Origin of the sequence: Acetobacter sp. KSO5 (genome assembly GCF_044094635.1) — a bacterium.
Taxonomy (GTDB): domain Bacteria; phylum Pseudomonadota; class Alphaproteobacteria; order Acetobacterales; family Acetobacteraceae; genus Acetobacter; species Acetobacter cerevisiae.
In genome coordinates this window covers 448,721-468,930 of the sequence record NZ_CP172014.1, presented here as the reverse complement: position 1 = coordinate 468,930, position 20,210 = coordinate 448,721, and the positions used below count along the sequence as shown (strand labels likewise).

The following is a 20,210-nucleotide window of genomic DNA, read 5'->3' as shown; positions in this document are numbered from 1 at the left end:
ATTATGGTTTCCACCCCGAAATTTCAGGAAGAATACAGCGCCAAACTTCCGGCACTGGCGTTGCTCAGCACCCTCGGCTGGCGGTTTCTACCCCCATCCAAGGCGCTAGCGTTGCGGAGCGGCAAGCAGAGTGCCGTGGTGCTGGATTCACTCCTGCGGGCGGAGCTGAAAAAACGCCGCTTCACGTTTGAAGGTCAGGAGCATGCCCTGTCCGATCAGGCCATTGATGCGCTGGTGTCACACGTCATGCATCCGGACTTTGTGTCCGGCCTGCGGGATGCCAATGACAAGATGACCACGCATCTGCTGTTCGGCATTGCTATTACCGAGTTCATCAACGGGCGCAAAGCCAACCCGACCATCGCCCTCATCGACTGGCAGAACCCGGAGAACAACAGTTTCACCTTTACCGAAGAATTCAGCGTCCTGCGCACGGATCTGACGCAGACCCGCAGGCCGGATATTGTCTGCTTCGTCAACGGTATTCCGCTGGCCGTGATCGAGGCCAAGCGCCCCGATGGCCAGCCGGGCAAAGGCCCGACCGTGGACGCCGGGATTTCCCAGAGTATTCGCAACCAGAACAAGGGTGAAATCCCCCAACTTTTTGCCTACAGTCAGCTTCTACTCTCCATAACCGGGCATGACGGACGCTATGGCACCTGTGGCACGCCCAAGAAGTTCTGGGCCAATTGGAAGGAAGAGGACATTCCCGAAAGCCGGATGGAGACGCTCAAGAACACGCCGCTTTCGGGTACGCAAAAAGACGCGCTGTTTGCCGAGCGCAAGGCGTCTGACCGGGCGTGGTTCGAGGACTGGGCCTCCCGCCCGCTGCATGTCTCTGATCAGGATCGGCTGCTGATTGGCCTGCTCTCTCCCCAGCGCCTACTGGAAATGACGCGATACTTCACGCTGGTCGACCGTAAGGCAGGCAAGATCGTCGCCCGCTATCAGCAGGTCTTTGGCATCAAGCGTTTGCTGGAGCGCATCAAGTCCCGCCGCAGCGATGGCGGGCGTGAGGGCGGTGTGGTCTGGCACACCACGGGGTCTGGCAAGTCCTTCACCATGGTGTTCCTCAGCCGCGCCCTCATTCTGGATGACGATCTCAAGCAATGTCGCATTATTGTCGTGACAGACCGCAAGGATCTGGAACGTCAACTCAGCACTACCTTCTCCACGGGGGGCGAGCTAGCAGACAAGAAGGACAAGGAAGAAGCACTCGCCACCTCTGGCCGCCGTCTGGCGCAGCAGATCGGGCATGGGCAGGAACGCATCATCTTCTCGCTCATCAACAAGTTCCACACCGCCACCACTCTACCCGAATGTCATAATGACAGCGCGGACATCATCGTGCTGGTAGATGAAGGCCATCGCAGTCAGGGCGGTGAGAACCATGCCCGCATGAAGCACGCTTTGCCCAATGCCGCCTTCATCGCCTTTACCGGCACGCCGCTGCTCAAAGGCAGCGAGACCACCAACCGCTTTGGCAAGATCATCCACTCTTACACCATGCAGCAGGCCGTCTCGGACAAGACCGTGACACCCCTGCTCTATGAAGAACGCAAGCCCGATCTTAACGTTAATGATGAAGCCATTGATGCTTGGTTCGAGCGCATCACACAGGGGCTAACCGAGGAGCAGATTACGGACCTCAAGAAGCGCTTTGCCCGCGCCAATCAAGTTTACAAGGCGGATGACCGCATCCGGCTGATCGCCATGGATCTGGCAACGCATTTTGACAACAATATTGATAAAGACCTTAAGGGCATGCTGGCCTGTGACAGCAAGCTCTCCGCCATTCGCTACAAACAGTATCTGGATGAGGTCGGGTTGTTCGAGAGCGCCATCGTCATGAGCCCGCCCGATACGCGCGAAGGCCATACGGAAGTGGATGAACGCAAACAGCCCGAGATTCAGGACTGGTGGAGGGACAATGTTGGCAGCCAGAGCGAGGATGACTACACACGCGGCATCATAGAGCGCTTCGAAAAAGACCCGGATCTGAAGCTGATCATCGTGGTCGACAAGCTGCTGACCGGCTTTGATGAACCAAAGAACGCGGTGCTCTATATCGACAAGCCGCTGAAGCAGCACAATCTGCTCCAGGCCATTGCCCGCGTGAACCGCCTGCATGACCAGAAGAAGCATGGGCTACTGATCGACTATCGCGGCATTCTGGCAGAGCTGGACACCACTCTGGCCCGCTATGACGAACTGGCCGCCGAAAATGTCGGCGGATATGATCCGAAGGATATTGCCGGGCTCTATAGCCAGATGAGCACGGAATACCGCGAACTCCCGGCCCTGCACAAAGCGCTGTGGGCCATTTTTGAGGGCGTGAAGAACAGAAGCGACCTCCAGCAGCTTCGCGCCGTGCTGATGCCGCGCATGGTGGAGGAGCACGGCCAGATGGTGGACGTGAACCTCAAGCGCCGGGATGATTTCTATGAGGCTCTGACGAAGTTTGCCGCCTGCCTGAAAGTGGCGCTGCAATCCGTGGCGTTCTTTGAGGACACCAGCTTCACGGAAAAAGACCGCGCCACCTACAAGGAGACGTTGAAGCAACTGACCAGCCTGCGCCAGATGGTGATGCAGGATACGGGGGAAACAGTCGATTTCGACCAGTATGCCGAACAGGTCAAGAAACTGCTGGACCGGCATGTGGCGGGTGTGAAGGTCCATGACTCCCAGGGGCTCTATGCGGTCGGCAAGATGGGCCAGAAGCCGGACGACAACGAGCCAGAAAACTGGACCGAGGAGAAAACCCGCAACGAGACGGACCTGATCCGCACCCGTGTGACAAAAATGATCGACCACGAGATGCAGGACGATCCGTATGCGAAGGAAGCGTTCTCAGCCCTGCTGCGCAAGGTCATCGCGGAAGTGGAAAGCCTGTTCGATCATCCGCTCAAGCAGTTCATGCTGTTTCAGGAGTTTGAGGAACAGGTGGCCAACCGCAAGCTGGAAAATATTCCGTCTGTTTTTGACGGGCACCGCCATGCACAGGCCTATTATGGCGTGTTCCTGAAAACACTCGCGGCCATCTTCAACCATAAGCAGACGGATGAGGAGAACCAGCGCTGGATTGATCTGGCGTTCCAGATTGACACAGTGGTGGACAAGGCCGTGCGGGAGAACTCCCTCAGTCGCCCGGACATGGAAAAAGCGGTCAAGAAAGAACTGCTGCCGCTTCTATTCAGCACGGGCCAGAAAGCGGGCTTTGGTGTGGACAAGGCACAGGAGATCATTGAGCAGGTCATCCAGATCATGCGGGCTGGTCCTGCTGATACCCTACGCGGCTGAGCATGGAAGAAACTCCCACTCGCGTCCTGACCTATGGAGGGGAGCGGATCTGCGTAAACCTGATCCCCCGAGCGCGCGCCAGCACGACGTTGCGAATCAAGGTGCATCCTGACCTGCGTGTGGAGGCTTCTGTCCCAGATGGCACAACAGAGGCTGATCTGGACAAGGCACTACAAAAGAAGACCCGCTGGATCTGGCAGAAACTGCGGGACTTCCGGGCGGTGCAGGAACATGCCACGCCGCGTACGTATGTCAGCGGGGAAAGCCACTTCTATCTGGGGCGACGACATCTGCTGAAAGTGCATCATCAGCCTGATGCGCCTGAGACCGTACGGATGTTGCGTGGGCGGCTGGAGGTGTCCGTGCAGGAGCGCAACGCTCTGCGGATTCAGAAGCTGCTGGAACTCTGGTATTTTGCGCGGGCGCAGGAGGTGTTCCGCCATCGCCTGTCTGCCCTCCTCCCCACAACGCTGTGGGTCAGAACACCTCCAGTTCCGAAGCTTCAGGTGATGCAGACACAATGGGGCAATTGCTCACCGGGCGGCACTATCACGCTGAACCCGCATCTGATCAAAGCCCCGCGTGACTGCATTGATTACGTCATCCTGCATGAACTGTGTCACCTAAAGGAGCACAACCATGGACCTGCCTTCTGGTCACTTCTGGAGCGCGTGATGCCGGACTGGGAACGCCATAAGGCACGGCTGGACGGGATGGCCGAAATGATGCTGCAAAAATAGCTCTATTTGACTGCAAGGGGGGCGAGCGGAAGGTCTGTTATTGGACGATGAGGCTAGAAAGCTGCTATTTCCGGTGTCTTCGGTGTTGTCCGCAACGCCCCGTGTCAACCGCTTCGCGGTAACGTGTAGTTCTGAAAGCGGTCGGTCCCTTAGTTGCGAGTTTCTTGCAATAAAGGGCTGCCGCGCAATGTTCCGCACGATACTGCCTCCAATTAAAGCATCCCGAGGAAGCCCCCTGCTACGAGCAATCAATGTGCGTTATAGGCATCTCAGAAGAGGGAAGTCGTCATGTATTTGTCGCGGATAACGATTCGAAATTTTCGAAATTTTAGCGATCTCGATGTCGCTCTTGGTGGCAATATCGTTATTGTCGGTGAAAACCGTGTCGGAAAGAGCAACCTTCTCTTCGGACTGCGACTCATCTTTGATCCTTCTTTGCCGGACAGCAGTCGGCAATTGGGGCTCTCTGATTTCTGGGATGGGCTAGACGCGATCGATGCGGATGCGGCGATTAGCATCTCCGTCGAGATCAAAGATTTCGAAAGTGATCCTGATGTCCTAGCCGTTCTGACCGATTTTAGACTCGACGATGATCCCAACACTGTCCGACTGACCTATCAATTGAAGGCATCGCCAAGTCTCGAAAATGCACCAACCAGCGATGATGATTTTTCGTTTGTCTGTTTTGGCGGGGATAGCGAGGCAAAGCGTTTCGGTCACGATTTGCGGCGGCGGGTTACGATGGATCTATTACCCGCATTACGTGACGCCGAAGGTGATCTTGCCGCTTGGCGACGCTCCCCCCTTCGGCCTCTAGTCGAGGACGCGTTCGTCGCTATTGATGCCACAAAGCTCGAAGAGATCGGTGAAAAGATTGCGGAGGCAAGTAAAGCCGCGATCCAGTTCGGTGAGGTGAAGACGCTCGAAGGCCGCATTGCGGACTTGTTCCTTGCAATGGCCGGGGCCAAGCAAGACGTGAAGCCGTCACTCGGTTTCTCGCCTACTGATGCCGCCCGCATCAACCGACAGATTCGACTGCTCATAGATGAGGGGCGGCGCGGCATTGCCGATGCCAGCTTGGGGTCGGCCAATCTCATTTTCTTGACGCTCAAGCTGTTAGACCTTCAGCGGCTAATTGAGAACAATAAACGTGACCATTCGTTACTCGCTATAGAGGAACCTGAGGCGCACCTTCATCCTCATCTTCAACGGCAGGTGTACAAGCATTTTTTCGAAACGATCGTAGAGAGCGCAGACAAAGCCGACACGGACAGCGGCGAGCCTATATCGGTTATTCTAACTACTCATTCGCCTCATATCGCGAGCGTCGCGCCACTGAAATCTCTGTTATTGTTAAGGTCCGACGTCAATCATGGGACAAAGGGCTATTCGACTGCGGCTACCGAATTCTCCGGATCGGAAGAAGAGGATTTAAGCCGTTATCTTGACGTCACGCGCGCAGAGATGGTGTTTGCTCGTGGTGTAATTCTCGTTGAGGGTGATGCCGAACGCTTTCTCATTCCTGCATTCGCTGATGAATTGGGCATATCGCTCGACGAGCATGGAGTGTCAGTTTGTTCTGTGGCGGGTACCAATTTTCAGCCGTATGTCAAGTTGTTGTGTGCCCTAGGCATTCCTTTCGCCGTGATTACGGATTTCGACGACATCAACGGCACCCCGCGATCCTATAAACGCTGCCTGAAACTTACTCGGATTATTGATACCGCGCGCGGTGGACCGGATACCGATGGTTTAATCGACGACATCAAGGCCATGGATAGCTACGCTAAATCCTATGATAAATTTGAAGAGTTCGGCCTGTTCGTCAACGACAGCACGCTGGAAACCGAAATGTTTGGCGGTGACTATGCCGAAGCAATGATCGCGACCTTGCGAGAGCATAATTTCGGCGCTCAGCGGTTGGCTCTTCTCGATACATGGGAGGCTAAGCCGTCCGATGTCGACGACGAGATCCTGATCAAAATGATCGAGCAGATGGGCAAGGGCCGCTTTGCGCAGCGTCTCGCGTCACGCAAAGCTGGCTTGCAAGTGCCGCGTTATATCGCTGACGCTATCAGTTATGTGGTCGGCCTTGTCTGATCGGGCGCTCTATCTGAAGGCTGCCGAAGACTTGCGGCCCAATGACAAACAGTGGCAGGCGTATGAAACGGTCGGCCACTGCGTCCTGCTGGCCGGACCAGGCAGCGGCAAAACCAAGACGCTGACGGTCAAACTCGCCCGAATGCTCTGCGAGGATGTCGAGGAACCCCGCGGAATCGCCTGCATTACTTACAATAATGAATGCGCCCGCGAGCTTGAGACGCGGCTTGATGCCCTCGGCATCGCACCGGGAGGCCGCGTGTTCATCGGCACCGTACATAGCTTCTCGCTGACGCAAATTCTCTTGCCCTACGCGAAAGTCGCCAAGCTTGGTCTACCTGATAATTTCCAGGTGGCCACTCGTCGCCAGACGCGTATCGCGCTCGAAAATGCTCATGCCAAGGTAATCAAAGGGCCTGAGAACCCGCAGACTTGGGACTTCCGGCTCGGTCAGCACAGGCGGCGGTTTCTCAATCGTGATGTCGACGCCTGGAGAACCGCCGACCCGCAGTTGACCAAGCTCGCCGAAACCTATGAAGCCGAACTGCGGCAGATGGGCGTGATCGACTTCGACGATATGCCCCTGCTTGCGCTGTGTGCGCTTGCTAATCATGCCTGGCTGCGTAAGGCCATAGCCGCCAAATATCCGATCCTGGCGGTAGACGAATATCAGGATCTCGGTCGGGCGTTGCACGCAATGGTGATGGGGCTGTGCTTCAGCGCCGGCATGCGCCTGTTTGCGGTCGGCGACCTCGATCAATCGATATACGGCTTTACCGGCGCAAACCCCGAATTGTTGCGCAAACTATCCGAGCGAGACGATGTCGAAACCGTTCGGCTCGGGCTAAACTATCGCTGCGGCTCGCAGATCGTCACCGCCTCGGAATATGCCCTAGGAGAAGTACGCGGATACCGGACACCCGACGGTGCCCATGGAGGTACAATCTATTTTCATCCGTGTACCGGCGGTTATCCAGGACAAGCGCGGTATCTGATGGAACAGTTGATCCCCGAGATACTTGCCAGGCGTCCTGGTCTGAATCTCAGTGAAATCGCCATCCTTTATCCCGCAGCTTTTATCGGGGACGAAGTCGCCACTGCCGCGATGAGCCACGGCTATGGCGTGATCCGCACAGACGGCAACGCGCTTTACCCGCGCGGTAGTCGTCTGATGCGCTGGCTAGAACAATGCGCAATGTGGTGCTGTGGCGGCTGGCGGTCTGGGCAGCCACGCGTCTCGCGCGTGATCAGCGAAGGTGCCGGACTGTTCCACGAACTGCTTGCAACCGATGACGATCGGCTGGAATTCCAACGCGATCTGATCGCAACGCTATGGGATTGTCGCGATGAAGCTTTCAGCCTCCACGACTGGCTCACTGCTCTCCGAGACAAAATCATCAAACCGCGTATGATTCAGGCCCGGTCCCTAGCCGACGAATTTGAGACACTGAACACTTTCATTGATCGCCTTGGGCCAACTGGTAACGTCGATGATTTTCCACTCGGCGAATTTGCCGGCATCGGCTCTGGTCTCGATCGTTTGAATTTATCTACGCTTCATAGTGCAAAAGGCCGTGAATTTGATGTGGTAATCCTCTTTGCCATGGAAGAGGGGCGACTACCACGCAATTACGCGAACGCAGCAGATATTCGGGAGGCGCGTCGGCTTTTCTATGTGGGCTTCACGCGTGCTCGGCACGAAGTTCATCTTATGTATGGTTATGCTAATCAGTCCCGCTTCGTCACGGAGGTAAAAAATAGGCTCTCTACCTAATGAGACTACAGGGAAGGCGTCTGACGCAGATCGCGTCAGGGGATCTTTAGCCTGCGGGTGCGATGCAAAGACTATTCCAAATTTTAGCAGGGTGTTGCCTGTTTGTATTCCCGAGGTAGCAGAGAACTGCCATTCTGAAAGCGGTTCCAACTCGGCGGTAGATCTTTGAACCACGATGTCCGCTATGCAGAAAGCGAGTAAAGATCATCAACGTCCGGGATGAGGTGAGTGCTGCCTGTCTGCTCTTGTATCGCTGAGCAGACAGGCAGATCGGGGGAGAGAGGAAGGTCTGCTATAGGTGAGGCTTGATCAGAATCTGCCATTAGTAGTGCTCACATTCATAACGACTCCTATCTTACAACGGATCCAGCCCAACAGGATCACTCGTATCACCCATAGAAACCGTAAGCGCTTTTGACCAATAATCTGATCCCGGACTCGACGCACATGTGCACTGCCACTAAACTAAATGCTGCCGATATTGCTCGCTTGACGGGCTCCGACTTCGAATATCGTTATAAGGAACTTTCCAAGTCCAGCGACGCCGAGATACGACGATACATAGAACGAACTCGCTCACTGGCGGCTCCGATCGCAACCGGTTTCAATGATGAACGCAATGCCGAATGGTTTATCCGAAGCTATCTCGCGTTGAAGCTCATCCTCGCCTCCACCCTGCTGGCCAATACGGCTCTTTATGCCCGCGACCACAACCTACAGGCAGTCAGGCCCTATCTCAGCTACTATCTCATGCTAAATTGCTGTCGGGCCTTCATCTTTACCCTACCGTGTGTGCCCTGGAAGGGTCAGGCAACGATCGAAGCGACGCACAGCAATATCCTCAACATCGCGAGCGATAAGTTGAAGCGTTTGAGCGCGAATGAGGAACGGCGGTGCGGCTCAATCCTCCGCATAGCACAAGGGCAGCGCAATCTATTCTCATACAGATTCCCAGCAACCGGCTTGTCACTATTTGGTGCGAGCCTTGTCGATCTCGACGTCGCGATCGACATCGCGCGTTTGTTCACCGAACTTGCCCAATTAAACCTAGCTTGCCTCGAAGGGGAGATAAGTAAGAAGACGTCTGATGCGTTCTCTATCCCGAAGGTCGACGATATGTGGCACACACTACGATACAAGACAGCTGCACAGGATTTTATCGATGATGACGATTATCACCGCGTCGGCTACTTCCACAGCAAATATACGGGACCGGTAGCACTCGTTGGGATGGCAACTGAGGGGCTAGTCGAAGATTTTTTTGGAGCTTGGTCGAGCGACAATCAGGTGGGCTTCGACCCGGATATTCGCAACGACCTCCTACTCGATCTTCTGTGAGTGCAAGCGCGAAAGATTGAAGCTCAAAATAGCTATTTTACAGCAAGAGGTTAGCGGCCAGTTTCGCAAACATTAGATCCCAAGTTTGGTGAAGTGCAGGATGCCCAATGTTTTTGGGGAAAAAGCGGAAAATCGGCTATCTGACAATAATAGCACGACAGCAGACGTCGACGATATTCTGGCACATAGGTTTGCAGGTCACTTATTCAGAGGGATGCCTTCGGCTTTTGATGCTTCCGACCGCCGATGAGCGTAAGTGTTTCTGCGACCATCCCTGACCCTGCGGGCACGTGTGCCGCGTCTGGAATATAGGAAGGCGCATCGTCCCTGATACGCGCGACATTGCGGATGAAGTTAGCATCCGCAGATATGACGAGGTCGCATTCTGGTAGGTAGTTTGACAGTGCAGCGTCGCCGGGTGTCCCAGGTGTTACCTTCTGGGTAGACTGTAGCATTTCGAAAGCCCACTGTAGCCAAAGGCGCGGCATTTCAGCTTCAGCAATCTCACGTAGCCAAAACCGGTTCCAAGATGTCTCGGAGCATTCGATAAGATCAAAGTTCAAAAGAGGTTCGAGCCAATCTCGATAGGGATGTCTTGGAATTTCCAATGCTTTTCTGGTGCAACTCCATGTGCTCACCCGCCATAGCTGGAAAGGCTCATTTCCTATCCCCTCGGGGGAATTGTCGGGAAATGTAGCGGTGAAATTTTTGAGGGGCCCGATCGCCCTAATACCCTGACTATGAACTAGACGTCGCTGTTCTTGTGAACCCCACCGAGCTTGTTCGAGCAGTGCACGGGACCAACCATCACTGATACCTAAAAAGGTCCGCGTTTCTTCAGTGTGAAAGCGAGCACGTTCCCAGAGGCCGCCAGTTTTTCTCGTCCAATCATAACGCTGCTTCGTGAAGCGTTGCATGTCAGGGTGTGACCGCAGCCATTCGGGTCTAAGTCTTTTAATTTCCGAAATTATTTCCAAACATTGGGTATATCCCTCAGGCATAAGGCGCTTCCAAGTTCGCATTGTCAGCAGACTAACGAGGCGCCGTCGCGACTCTGCAGAGGGCGTCGCTAGCGCCTCGTAAAGAACTAAAGGAGGCACAACCAAGGTAGCATCGGCGGTTTTAACAGCACGGAATAAGTCAGACCCTAATCCGTCTCTGGCGAAGGCGCTCCAAACGTTTGTATCGAGCAGAATACGGGTTGGTAAGTTCATCTCGACTTTTTCAATGCCAGCCAAGGGGGGAGAACGGAAGGTCGGCTTTATGTTTGAATGCAATAAAAAGCAGCCGCGGAAATTGAAAGGGGATGTATTGCTGTCGTTCGGCATACCGTTTGCTATGATGGTACGATGAATCGTAAGAAGCCCATAAAAATTGCATCAACCGAGCGAGCGTCCCTTCCCAGACGGCAGGAGTGGAAAAAGATATTTCCTCTGCTTGGCATCGTCTTGCTTCTGTTTTCTGGTGCTGCGGGACTGAGGATATTTCTGACGTCGCAGCAGCATACACAGATTGGCGGGCCTTACACTCTGGTTAATGGTCAGGGGAAGACGGTCACTCAGGCGGCTTTTAAGGGGCGTTATACGCTTCTGTATTTTGGCTATACGTACTGTGTGGACGTCTGCCCGTTGACGCTTGCGACTGTATCAGCCGCTCTTGATGAGCTTGGCAAGCAGGGACAAAGCATTATTCCCGTGTTTATTTCAGTTGATCCCGAACGTGATACCCCTAAAATTTTACAGGAGTATGTTGAGCGTTTCTCCCCTCGTATTGTCGGTCTGACTGGATCCGAAATGCAGCTTCAGCCGGTTATGAAGGCATTTCATGTCTCGGCACGGCGTCATGCCCCCAATGGTTCAGGCTATCTCGTCGATCATAGTTCGCTTCTTTATCTCATGGATGGACAAAACCATCTGGTTGACATGATTCCCGTCGATGCCAGTGCCACTCAGATTGCAAGCGAACTCAGACGGCTTTTACCATCCTCCTGATGTCAGGTCAGTCGTAATTTCGCAAACATTCGGTTTGCGAGAGCCAGAACAAGTAATGCGGCCCCCAGTTCTGGCAGAAGCAGCCCCAGAATGATGAGGGTTGCAATACCGACAACCCCATATTTCTGAGAGCGCAAGGCGGGCGGAGCACCCAAGGAGCCCGCAGGCTTGCGTTTAAACCACAATACTGTTGCCGCACTACTCATCATCAGTAAACCCATTGTCACTACAAGATTGATAGCCTGATTCATCCCGCCAAAGAGCTGGCCCTCATGCACCGCAACGCTGTAGCCAATGATCCGATCCACAAGGCCTTTTCCGGCGAAGGTTGCCTGTGTCATCACATGGCCGTTGGGTGTCACCGTCACACTTTCCCGCAAAGGTCGGTTTTGCGTGTCGGAACGTACAGTCCACATGGAACCAGACGGCGTAATGATGACCGGAGCAGGCAGGGAGAGAGTGCTCGCAGTCTGTACGACAGTATCCAGACTGCTTACGAAGTCTCCGTCAGGAAAAGAGGTGGTGACGGCAGGCCTGTCCATACCGGGCATATCCATGCCGCCTGTTACGGGCTGCTTCTGTGATTGCCCGACCGGGTGTCCGGCAATGACCGTGGCGGCTGGAACCGCGCCAATTTCCCAGTCCTTGACAGAGGTCAGGCGGCCAACCGTGTTTTCGACCGATTGCAGGGCATGTCCCCAGACGAAGGACCACGGAAGACCGGATACCAGAAACAGCACCAGAAACACTGACGTCCACACTCCGGTGACAGCATGCAGATCCCGCCAGCGTGTTCGTCCCTTTGTTCCAAGGCGTGGATAGACAACGCCAGCCAGTCCGCACTGATGGCGTGGCCACCAGAGCAGCAGGCCTGTCACGATGAGCACAATGGTCCATGATGCAACCATTTCCATAATGACAGAACCCACATTGCCTAACAGCAACTGACCGTGCAGCCGAAAAACCAGCCGCTCAAATCTGCTTTCTTCCAGAACAGTTTTCAGAACGGTATGGGTGTTCCTGTCCACATAGACCCGCACGGCTTCCCCGTCCGGCCTGCTGACAAGGACACGCGCAGCACTCTGCGACGTCCGGGGAAGTTCATAAGCCAGAAAAGCCCCCTGCGGCACTGCAGACAAGGCTGTCTGAACGTCGCGCGTGGGAGAGGATGACACGGCTGTGGGCAGATGGTCATATGGCCAGTCAATCCAGTCATCAATCTGGGGTTTGAAGAGATAAACCGCTCCGGTCAGAGAGAGAAAAGCCACAAAAGGCAGGCAGAACAGCCCTGCGAAGAAATGCCAGCGCCAGAGCGTGCGACGATCAGGCCAGAGAGTGGCAGTATGTGTGGTCATCACAATATTCCTTAGAACCCTTTTGGAAATGGCTTAGAGTCTCGAAATGAGTATGGAAGCAGTTCTCTGCATCAAGAGGAGAATGGCCAAAAACCGGCATTTCAGAGCGTCATGTATGTGCTCCGTGAGGCCGGTTCAGCGTTGGATAATGAATTTCCAAAAGGGCTCTTAGAACCTGATCCGCACGCCGCCAAAATAGGCGCGGGGTGAACCTGCGTAGATGGAGCCTGTGTTGTTCATGAGTGTAGCAGCACCGGCCTGGTGTCCATTTGCCTGCAGGCTATCGCTGATGTTTGTGGCACCCGCGATATAGGTCTGGTTGGCGACGTTCTGCACCTCGAAATACCAGTGCAGACGATGCGCCCAGCCGAACCGGGCGGGGGGATCATAATGCATTTCAAGATTAAGCAGCGCGTAACCCGGGGCTTTCAGGCGATTGGCGTTATCCAGCCAGTAGGAATCCCGCCACGTGACTTCCGCGTATCCGCCCAGTCCCTCCAGAGGACCGTCAGGCTGGTCGTAAAGAAAGCGGGCATTGAGGAAATTGGGAATGACCCCGGGAATATAATGCCCCTTACGGCTGAAGCTGCGTGAAAGCGTGCTATTGGAAAGAACCTCGCTGTAATTAGTGTAAACCTGATTATCGTACGTATAGCTCAGTTTGATCCGACCGCCCGGAAGCCGTTTCGGCAACGGCTTCCACTCCACACCCAGAACAACACCACGATGTTCGGACGCAGGTGCGTTGAAGGTGTAGGAGCCAACGGTGTTGACGCCGGCAGACTGGCTGACCAGTTCATTTTTATAAAACTCGTAAAAACCCGTTGCCTGAATGCTGATCGTGGAAGAGGGATGCCAGTCAGCGCCCAGATCAATGCCGACACTTGTCTGGCTTTTCAGTTGTGTGTTGTTCCCGTATTCTCCCTGTGGGGTAATGAAAAGATTGGAAGATGATGGCGTGCCGTAAGCCGTGCCGACCCGGGTATGCAGCGTCCAGTCTTTTGATGGTGTATAAATCAGCGCTCCCTCCGGAGCGAGGTTGAAATAGAAACGGTTGGCCGTGATAGCGCGCCGGGTGTTTGCGGTAGCGGAATAGCCATAAAGCGCTTCGGCTGCGCCAATATCGGAATACGTGCCGCCAAGCCCCACCACGATGTGCCAGTCAGGTGCGAAATGCCAGTCTTCCTGAAAGCGCGCGCCAAGATTCCATTGGTGCCCATAGCTTTCGGAACTCATGGCCCCTCGTGTTGCACCGCCAAGAGGCATGATGTTGTAGGTCTGGGAACCAAAATCGAGATAATCAAAACTGACGCCAGCAAACGTTTCCAACGTTCTGCCAGCGAGTTGGGCATGGCTGGTGATGTCACTGCTCACATTATAGGAATTATACGGACCGACATACGCCGTGGGAGAGGTCGGCTGATCGATATGACGCTGATCGTAGGTGAACTGGTTGCGCCACGTTGTGCGACTGTTGAAATCATGCTCCCAGCGCAGGCCAACCACCGTCCGCCGATCAAACCGCCCGAGACCGGCGGCTTCAGGGCTCATGGCGACCTTCGCGCCATAGCGGCCATTAACCAGCAGATTGACAGACGCACAACCGGCTGCATCGCTGGACGCATTGTAACAGCCCTGCTGATAAGGATTGGCGCGATACTGGTTGAGTGACAGCCTTACCGGCAGGAAAGCATCGGTGACGTTGTTGACGAATTTCAGAATAAGCCGGTCGGACGACGTCAGATTGACGCGAAGCCGCACATTTTCTGTCGAGGTATTATAAGGGCTGTTGGGAATGAAGCCGTTTCCGCGCACATCGCTGCCGAAGACCATCAGATCGTAGTGGCTGTTGCCAAAGCCGAGGGTTGCATAGTTATTGAACATTCCGAAGCTGCCGAAATCGGAGCCCAGTTCCAGCCCGTGGATATCCTCTCCCTTTCGGGTGTGGAAATTGATCGCGCCGTTAATGGCGTAATTGCCATAAAGGGTGGAGGCCGGCCCTTCGAAAACATCAACCCCCTGATAGGCATGGGGGTCGATCAGATCGGCCCGGGCAGTCCCGTCGGGCTGGGTCATGGGAAACCCGTCTTCGAGCACCTGCAGATTCTTAAGGCCATAGGATTGACGGTCTCCCGATCCCCGGACGGATACCACCGTATCACGGGGACCGTTCCCCTGAGTGAAACTGACGCCGGGAATGGTCACCACCATATCCGCAACGCTCTGGCCAATCTGGTTCGCGAAATCACGCCTGTCCGAGCTATATGTCGTCTGGCCTGCAGGACGTGTAAGAGCAGAAGACCGGCTTAATCCCGTTACAAGAATCTGTTCGGTTTTGACGGGAGTTTTTTGGGTTCTGGACACAGGAAGAGCACGCAGGCTCAAAGGAGGACGGGGCTTACCCGCACCGACGGCAGCGTGCGCAGTGGTAGCCGAGAAAATGGCGGCAGCCGTCAGTATCCCGTAAGACGGGAGTGAAAAATAAGCAGTACGAAACATGTGAGGAAACCTGAAAAGATAGCACAAAAAGCTCACCTGCATGGCAGGTGAGCGACTCTTTCAATTCAGGTCAGGCAGGAGGTCCCTGAGGACAGAGAGAAGTCCGTTTCGGTGTTGGCGGGCCCCGGATGGATGTGAACATCCATGCCTGGCGAATGCCAGCAACACACAGTCCCACAAAAAGGCAGAAAACGATGCTTACAATAAGCAGATCAAATGCCTCAGACAGAAGAAAGCCGTCATCATCGGGGGCGGTTGAGCGATGGTGCTGTCCGTCTGGCTCAGGCAATGTACTCTGATCGTCGCAAAGAATACTCAGCTTTGTAAGAGTTTTGAGGGGATCGTCGATCAGTGCAGCAGGAGAAGCAATTCCGCCAAATGTCAGGCGTGCAATCAGTGCAAGCAATACGAGAGGCCAGAAGGCCAGCAGGTAAGTTGAACTGTGAACACGTGGAGTCATGCGTCAGCGTTACATCAGGTTCTTTCTGTTAACCAGTCCATATCGAGGGCCTATCCTGAATTTCGATGACCACATCCCTGGTCTTTGAGCAGTAGTGCATGTCTGCTTTCGGAAAACGTAAATTGGCCCCTGAACGACCGACAAGAGGGCGTAAGCGGAATGTCTGGATCTGTCCGCGTGGTTGACGGAGCTTCTGCTTGATTGGCAGATTCATCATTAACTTCTGCACTTTTATCGCGATTAAGTGGATTTTTTACGTCCAACAAGAGCGCGATGCATGATATTCAGCTTCTTATTTGTAACTGAATAAAAAGAGCAAGAAAACGAGAACCAAAATACATGATTGCAATAGCTGAAACGCTCAAAATTAAAAATTGGGCAATTCTTCCAAATCTAGAGAAGAAAAAACCTTTCATATGAGCATGTGGGTAATTGATCGTTTTACAAAAAAATTTAATCCAAAGATCTAAAATAAGAAGAGACGCGAAAATAATTCCTATTAAAAGAAAAAAATAATTATGCCCTTTCTGCCAAAATGCAAATATAGGAACTAAAAGAGCAGTGCGTTCTAGTATCTTAAACGAGTAATCTATCGCGACAGAATACGAAGAAAAGGACTTTATGCTGTCGGAAAAATCATCTGGGTCAGAGAAAATATTAGGCATCACTCAATTATAAAAATCTGTTTTCAATTTTGCAATAGTAGTATCCTACGACTTTTCAACCTTGCCAAACTAAGCATGTATTTTTCTTTTTCAAGATACCGTCTTACATTAAAAATAGTCCGTTGTTCGGAATTTATGAACAGGTTCGTTTGTGACCGACATGAAAGCGCAATGGGAAGGCCCGCTTTTGCACGAGATATGTCAAAAGCTGAGGCCTCCTTTTTACTTCCGCTGTTCACTATCGCTCTCTAGTTCCCGAATAGATTCACAAACAGTTTCTCCCATCGCGCTAGGCAAGCCTCATCGAAAGTATCCGGCTGGGCGACGAGCGATCTGCTCTTGACCAACTTCGACAGCTCTACTTTCCAGCCGGGATCAAGCTTTATTCCTTGTTCCTTAGCCCAAGCTTCCATCTGTGGTACGATTGGCTCGCCCGGGCGTAGGACGTCAGCAAAATCACTCGTGCGTCCGCGATACATCCGGTCTAACGCGTTTGCGACGAAAGCTGCTGGAAAGAGATCCTCAACTTCCGAGCCGTCAATCTCAGAATAAGTATCCGTCGAGAGAACCCGTTCCTTGCTCGACTGATACGCACCGTTCTGCAGTTCGCGGGCAGCTTTCCGCCCCGCAGCGTCACCGTCGAGCAATACCAATGGGACATCCTCATCTCGGCCGGCCAGTATGCTTGAGATCGCCCTAGCGTTTGCTGCACCATGTGAAGGTGGGAATACAATGTCTCGCCGAGGCGTGATCCGCTTCTGACTGATCAGAAGGAGTTTGATGGCGGTTAAGTAATGCTGGTCCGAGGGACCCTCTACAATCACAGGAAGGCAGCCTAGGAGTAGGCTTTCAGAAACGCTCATATTTAGAGCAGAGTGAATGGCGTAGGCAGCACCAGCCCCGCGTGGGTCCGCATTGCCTCGTCGCAAATCCGCCGATGCCTTTGTGGAACCGTCCTCCGCAACATACACCTTCCTGACCTGATCAAGCATGTCGGCATCGACAAGAAACGGTGAATGCGTCGTGTAAAATATCTGGTTAGTGGCCGAAAGCCCTTCGAAGAACTTGAAGAGATCGCGCTGTGCTAACGGATGTAAGGAAAGGCCTGGTTCGTCGAGCAGAAGCACAGCTCCGCTGTGAGCGCCTTCACTCTCGACCAAGAAGACCAAATAGAAGCAAAGGAACCACTGTAAGCCAGTGCTTCGGTCTTCGAGTTCTACTTTGGCCGGACGTCGGCTGTCGCTTACCCATATCCGAAAATGGTCACCATCCGCCTGAAAGTCGAAAACGTAATCGCCCTGCTTCCACCATTGCGCAAACTTGCGGGTAAGGTCCGCCCCGGCGGAGTGCAACAAGATTGTCCTCTCGCGCTTTCGTGTGGCGACCCGTGCTATCTCTGCCTCGTCTGTCGTCGCCTTCCCCGTCATCTCGACCTCTTGGCCAAGCTCAAGAATTTCTTCCGGCTTGAGTCTTACGAAGCTAAACAGCGTCCGCAATGTGCGTGCTCGGGCTTCCTCTCTAGATCCGAGCTTCCTGCTGCCCAAGTTTTCCACAACATGCGGCAGGTAGATTTCTGAATCAAGATTGCCGTAATTCGAATAGTAGACGAACTTCGGCATGCCTCTGATGATTAGGTCGCTCACGCCGTCAACGTCCTCGGGCGGGGTTGAATCCAGACCGGCCTTCATCTCCTCTACTTCTTCAATTAGCTCAGTATAACGTTGCCGCAGCGATCCGCCGTGGTCACTAAATGTAGATAATGCGTTAATTATTTGGTCAGACACCTCTGAGACGGCCTCGAAAGTGACATGATCTTTTGTCTCCAGCGTAGCTATGGCGTCGTCGATCGCTCGAAGAAGCGCGGCTTTAAATGCAACCTCGTTTCTTCTACCAGCCATTCCGTCGAGTTCCCTGCGGGCATTTTCGAGTGTGCTTCGCAGCGCTGAAGGCTCGGACGTGCGGACTACCTTGCAATCAGGGAATGAGACACAGTAGTCACCGGAGAACGAACGCGTGACCCGGCAACGTTCCATCTCGGTTACGGGGCGCCCTGTCAACTCGGCGATCTCTGCCCCGAGCTTTTCGGCCAGGAATTCTGCTTCAATAAAGACTACAGACGTAGGATCATCTTTGATGGAGGCATACTGCGTCTTCGGGTAGTCGGAAGTCGGCTGGATGTCACCGTCACGCGCGGGGTTTAACTTCCATAACGGCAGTAAAAGGTTCGATTTACCTGATTCATTGACTCCGATCAGCGCGTTTACCGCCGATGCCGTAATCCATCCGCTATCCACAACTGAGCGAAAATTCGTCACTCTGAAACCCGTTAGGCGCATTGAACCCTCACCGAAAACGCTGATAGATGTGAGCGGAAAATAGCATACCCTTAGAATTACCCATACTGGTATTATGTGTGAGAACTTTGCCTTCGGCGATCGGACGCCGGCTCAAATTACTCTTGCTTAACCGGGCGTAAAGATCACGATGGAAAACCGTGTCTGCATGCCTGTTTGCGATCGGTGGAGGTGTTGCAACACACGCTCGCATTTGTCGTGTCCGCTTTGCGGAAAACGATCTGTACCGCTGTCTGTTCAGAATGAGGGCGGAAGCCGACTAAAGCCGTTTCTCAGAAACCAGTTAAAAGCAGATCAATAGCCTGAGTGATTTCATCCTGATAAAGAGACAATGACGTCACGACTTTTTTCAGATCACGGTCAGATACAGCAGCCATAAACTGTGTCATCATAACGAACGACTGGTCATCGACTACAACAACCGGATTCAGTCTCTTTGCCGGTTTGGGTGCCACTTTCTGTGACAAAAGAGGCACCACGATGCGGGTGCCCAACTCGTCCAGCAGGTCTGCCTGCACATCTAAAACGAAACGCGCTTCCCCTCGTCCGGCCAAACAATACACATCAAAACGGGCCATTCAGAAGTTCCGATAATCCGCCAGAGGAAGACCATTCTTTTCGACATACTGTCGGGATGCTTCAAGGGAGGAGCGATTTTCTGCGAGCCATTGTTGAGCACGAACCGAAGCAATCGCTAACTTCAACCCCTGTTCGCAGGCCTGCGATATGTTGAGATCAAGCGATCTGGCTTCTTCGAGTAACTGAGCAGGTAACGTCACATTAGTGGGACGACGTGACGGGCTGGTGGAGTGCACACGAACCATGGCTTTGATCCTATTTACATGAGAACTGAAACATAGCACATGTTTATGCGCATTTCCATGTGCATATTATCATCTCGCTATATGCCTGCTTTCAGAAAACTCCAGCAATTCCTGTTACGTCTGACATGAGGCAGAAGCAGAAGCTCCACTTATCCCTTAACCGGCCGCCCAATCCTCAGATCGCAACCCATCTACCCTCGTAAATTCTCGTAGATTTCCGGTCACAACGACAAGCCCCCTGCTTCGAGCGTGCCCGGCAATCATCAAATCGTATGGGCCGATGACACAGCCACGCGTTTCCAGATCTGCCCTGATTTCCGCTGTATGGGCTGCGGCGTCATCATCAAACGGTAAAACAGACAGACGCGCGGCAAAATGTTCGACCTCACGCCGCGTCTTTACCGGATCGTGAGATTTTTCGGCTCCGTAGAGCAGTTCATAAAGCACGACATCCGAGATGCAGAGCGCCTCGGCGTTATCATTGAAACGCTCACGCAAGCCTTGCGGACGATCGCGCAGGACGCGGATGCAAAAATTTGTATCCAGAAGATAACGAAGCATCAGAAGCTTTCGCGTTCCTGCATCCTCGGCTGATCGCGCTCAGGCAGTGGAGTGCCCGGAGCGGCAAAGAAATCGTCCCAAGCGGCATTCGCAGGCGCGATTATGCGACGCGCACCGTCCGGGATGATCACGACGTCTTTCAGGCTGACGTCAAACGCAACCGCTTTGGGAAGACGCACGGCCTGGGAGCGATTGGACAGAAAGAGCGTCGTGCGGGTGAGCATCTTAACCTCCATTTGGATATACTGA

General features: G+C 53.6%; 15 protein-coding genes. 6 read left to right on the top strand and 9 right to left on the bottom strand.

Annotated elements, in window-relative coordinates; translation table 11 throughout:
• Positions 1 to 3: 3 nt before the first annotated feature.
• The 5 genes from ACHQGU_RS02070 (at position 4) to ACHQGU_RS02050 (ending at position 9,252) form a co-directional block, all read left to right on the top strand.
• Positions 4 to 3,300, top strand: coding sequence for a type I restriction endonuclease subunit R (locus ACHQGU_RS02070; RefSeq protein ID WP_395495700.1), 3,297 nt, complete (start codon positions 4 to 6; stop codon positions 3,298 to 3,300).
• 2 nt (positions 3,301 to 3,302) lie between these two features.
• The gene (locus ACHQGU_RS02065) at positions 3,303 to 4,040 is read left to right on the top strand and encodes a M48 family metallopeptidase (protein WP_395495699.1); all 738 of its coding nucleotides are present in this window, start codon (positions 3,303 to 3,305) and stop codon (positions 4,038 to 4,040) included.
• A 288-nt stretch (positions 4,041 to 4,328) separates the two neighbouring features.
• The gene (locus ACHQGU_RS02060; protein WP_395495698.1) at positions 4,329 to 6,140 is read left to right on the top strand and encodes an ATP-dependent nuclease; all 1,812 of its coding nucleotides are present in this window, start codon (positions 4,329 to 4,331) and stop codon (positions 6,138 to 6,140) included.
• Complete coding sequence (locus tag ACHQGU_RS02055) at positions 6,133 to 7,914, top strand: ATP-dependent helicase (protein WP_395495697.1); 1,782 nt, start codon at positions 6,133 to 6,135, stop codon at positions 7,912 to 7,914. The genes ACHQGU_RS02060 and ACHQGU_RS02055 overlap by 8 nt, the downstream gene beginning before the upstream one ends.
• A gap of 447 nt (positions 7,915 to 8,361) precedes the next feature.
• Positions 8,362 to 9,252, top strand: a complete 891-nt coding sequence (locus ACHQGU_RS02050; RefSeq protein ID WP_395495696.1) for a hypothetical protein — start codon at positions 8,362 to 8,364, stop codon at positions 9,250 to 9,252.
• Positions 9,253 to 9,458: 206 nt separating this feature from the next.
• On the opposite strand, the gene ACHQGU_RS02045 is transcribed toward ACHQGU_RS02050, so the two are convergent.
• Positions 9,459 to 10,580, bottom strand: coding sequence for a type II toxin-antitoxin system VapC family toxin (locus ACHQGU_RS02045; RefSeq protein ID WP_395495695.1), 1,122 nt, complete (start codon positions 10,578 to 10,580; stop codon positions 9,459 to 9,461).
• Positions 10,581 to 10,601: 21 nt separating this feature from the next.
• Between ACHQGU_RS02045 and ACHQGU_RS02040 the strand changes: the two genes are divergently transcribed.
• On the top strand, positions 10,602 to 11,243 hold the full coding sequence (locus ACHQGU_RS02040) for an SCO family protein (RefSeq protein WP_395495694.1): 642 nt from the start codon (positions 10,602 to 10,604) through the stop codon (positions 11,241 to 11,243).
• Between the two features lie 2 nt (positions 11,244 to 11,245).
• Here the strand turns inward: ACHQGU_RS02040 and ACHQGU_RS02035 are convergent, their stop codons facing one another.
• The 8 genes from ACHQGU_RS02035 to vapB form a co-directional block, all read right to left on the bottom strand.
• On the bottom strand, positions 11,246 to 12,598 hold the full coding sequence (locus ACHQGU_RS02035) for a PepSY-associated TM helix domain-containing protein (RefSeq protein ID WP_395495693.1): 1,353 nt from the start codon (positions 12,596 to 12,598) through the stop codon (positions 11,246 to 11,248).
• A 168-nt stretch (positions 12,599 to 12,766) separates the two neighbouring features.
• Positions 12,767 to 15,097 (bottom strand): TonB-dependent receptor family protein, encoded by a 2,331-nt coding sequence (locus ACHQGU_RS02030; RefSeq protein ID WP_395495692.1) that lies wholly within the window; start codon positions 15,095 to 15,097, stop codon positions 12,767 to 12,769.
• 70 nt (positions 15,098 to 15,167) lie between these two features.
• Positions 15,168 to 15,557 (bottom strand): hypothetical protein, encoded by a 390-nt coding sequence (locus ACHQGU_RS02025; RefSeq protein ID WP_395495691.1) that lies wholly within the window; start codon positions 15,555 to 15,557, stop codon positions 15,168 to 15,170.
• Positions 15,558 to 16,470: 913 nt separating this feature from the next.
• Complete coding sequence (locus ACHQGU_RS02020) at positions 16,471 to 18,537, bottom strand: AAA family ATPase (RefSeq protein WP_395495690.1); 2,067 nt, start codon at positions 18,535 to 18,537, stop codon at positions 16,471 to 16,473.
• 311 nt (positions 18,538 to 18,848) lie between these two features.
• The gene (locus tag ACHQGU_RS02015) at positions 18,849 to 19,154 is read right to left on the bottom strand and encodes a CcdB family protein (protein ID WP_395495689.1); all 306 of its coding nucleotides are present in this window, start codon (positions 19,152 to 19,154) and stop codon (positions 18,849 to 18,851) included.
• On the bottom strand, positions 19,155 to 19,355 hold the full coding sequence (locus ACHQGU_RS02010; RefSeq protein WP_395496359.1) for a type II toxin-antitoxin system CcdA family antitoxin: 201 nt from the start codon (positions 19,353 to 19,355) through the stop codon (positions 19,155 to 19,157).
• Positions 19,356 to 19,556: 201 nt separating this feature from the next.
• Positions 19,557 to 19,961, bottom strand: a complete 405-nt coding sequence (gene vapC, locus ACHQGU_RS02005; RefSeq protein WP_395495688.1) for a tRNA(fMet)-specific endonuclease VapC — start codon at positions 19,959 to 19,961, stop codon at positions 19,557 to 19,559.
• The gene (gene vapB, locus ACHQGU_RS02000) at positions 19,961 to 20,185 is read right to left on the bottom strand and encodes a type II toxin-antitoxin system VapB family antitoxin (protein ID WP_025829388.1); all 225 of its coding nucleotides are present in this window, start codon (positions 20,183 to 20,185) and stop codon (positions 19,961 to 19,963) included. The genes vapC and vapB overlap by 1 nt, the downstream gene beginning before the upstream one ends.
• Positions 20,186 to 20,210 lie beyond the last annotated feature (25 nt).

Excerpts from the sequence above, each read along its gene's own strand:
- ACHQGU_RS02060 (WP_395495698.1), top strand. The coding sequence starts at position 4,329 with ATGTATTTGTCGCGGATAACGATTCGAAATTTTCGAAATTTTAGCGAT.
- ACHQGU_RS02035 (WP_395495693.1), bottom strand. The coding sequence starts at position 12,598 with ATGACCACACATACTGCCACTCTCTGGCCTGATCGTCGCACGCTCTGG.
- ACHQGU_RS02015 (WP_395495689.1), bottom strand. The coding sequence starts at position 19,154 with ATGGCCCGTTTTGATGTGTATTGTTTGGCCGGACGAGGGGAAGCGCGT.
- vapC (WP_395495688.1), bottom strand. The coding sequence starts at position 19,961 with ATGCTTCGTTATCTTCTGGATACAAATTTTTGCATCCGCGTCCTGCGC.
- ACHQGU_RS02045 (WP_395495695.1), bottom strand. The coding sequence starts at position 10,580 with ATGCCGAACGACAGCAATACATCCCCTTTCAATTTCCGCGGCTGCTTT.
- vapB (WP_025829388.1), bottom strand. The coding sequence starts at position 20,185 with ATGCTCACCCGCACGACGCTCTTTCTGTCCAATCGCTCCCAGGCCGTG.
- ACHQGU_RS02065 (WP_395495699.1), top strand. The coding sequence starts at position 3,303 with ATGGAAGAAACTCCCACTCGCGTCCTGACCTATGGAGGGGAGCGGATC.
- ACHQGU_RS02040 (WP_395495694.1), top strand. The coding sequence starts at position 10,602 with ATGAATCGTAAGAAGCCCATAAAAATTGCATCAACCGAGCGAGCGTCC.
- ACHQGU_RS02030 (WP_395495692.1), bottom strand. The coding sequence starts at position 15,097 with ATGTTTCGTACTGCTTATTTTTCACTCCCGTCTTACGGGATACTGACG.
- ACHQGU_RS02025 (WP_395495691.1), bottom strand. The coding sequence starts at position 15,557 with ATGACTCCACGTGTTCACAGTTCAACTTACCTGCTGGCCTTCTGGCCT.
- ACHQGU_RS02050 (WP_395495696.1), top strand. The coding sequence starts at position 8,362 with ATGTGCACTGCCACTAAACTAAATGCTGCCGATATTGCTCGCTTGACG.
- ACHQGU_RS02070 (WP_395495700.1), top strand. The coding sequence starts at position 4 with ATGGTTTCCACCCCGAAATTTCAGGAAGAATACAGCGCCAAACTTCCG.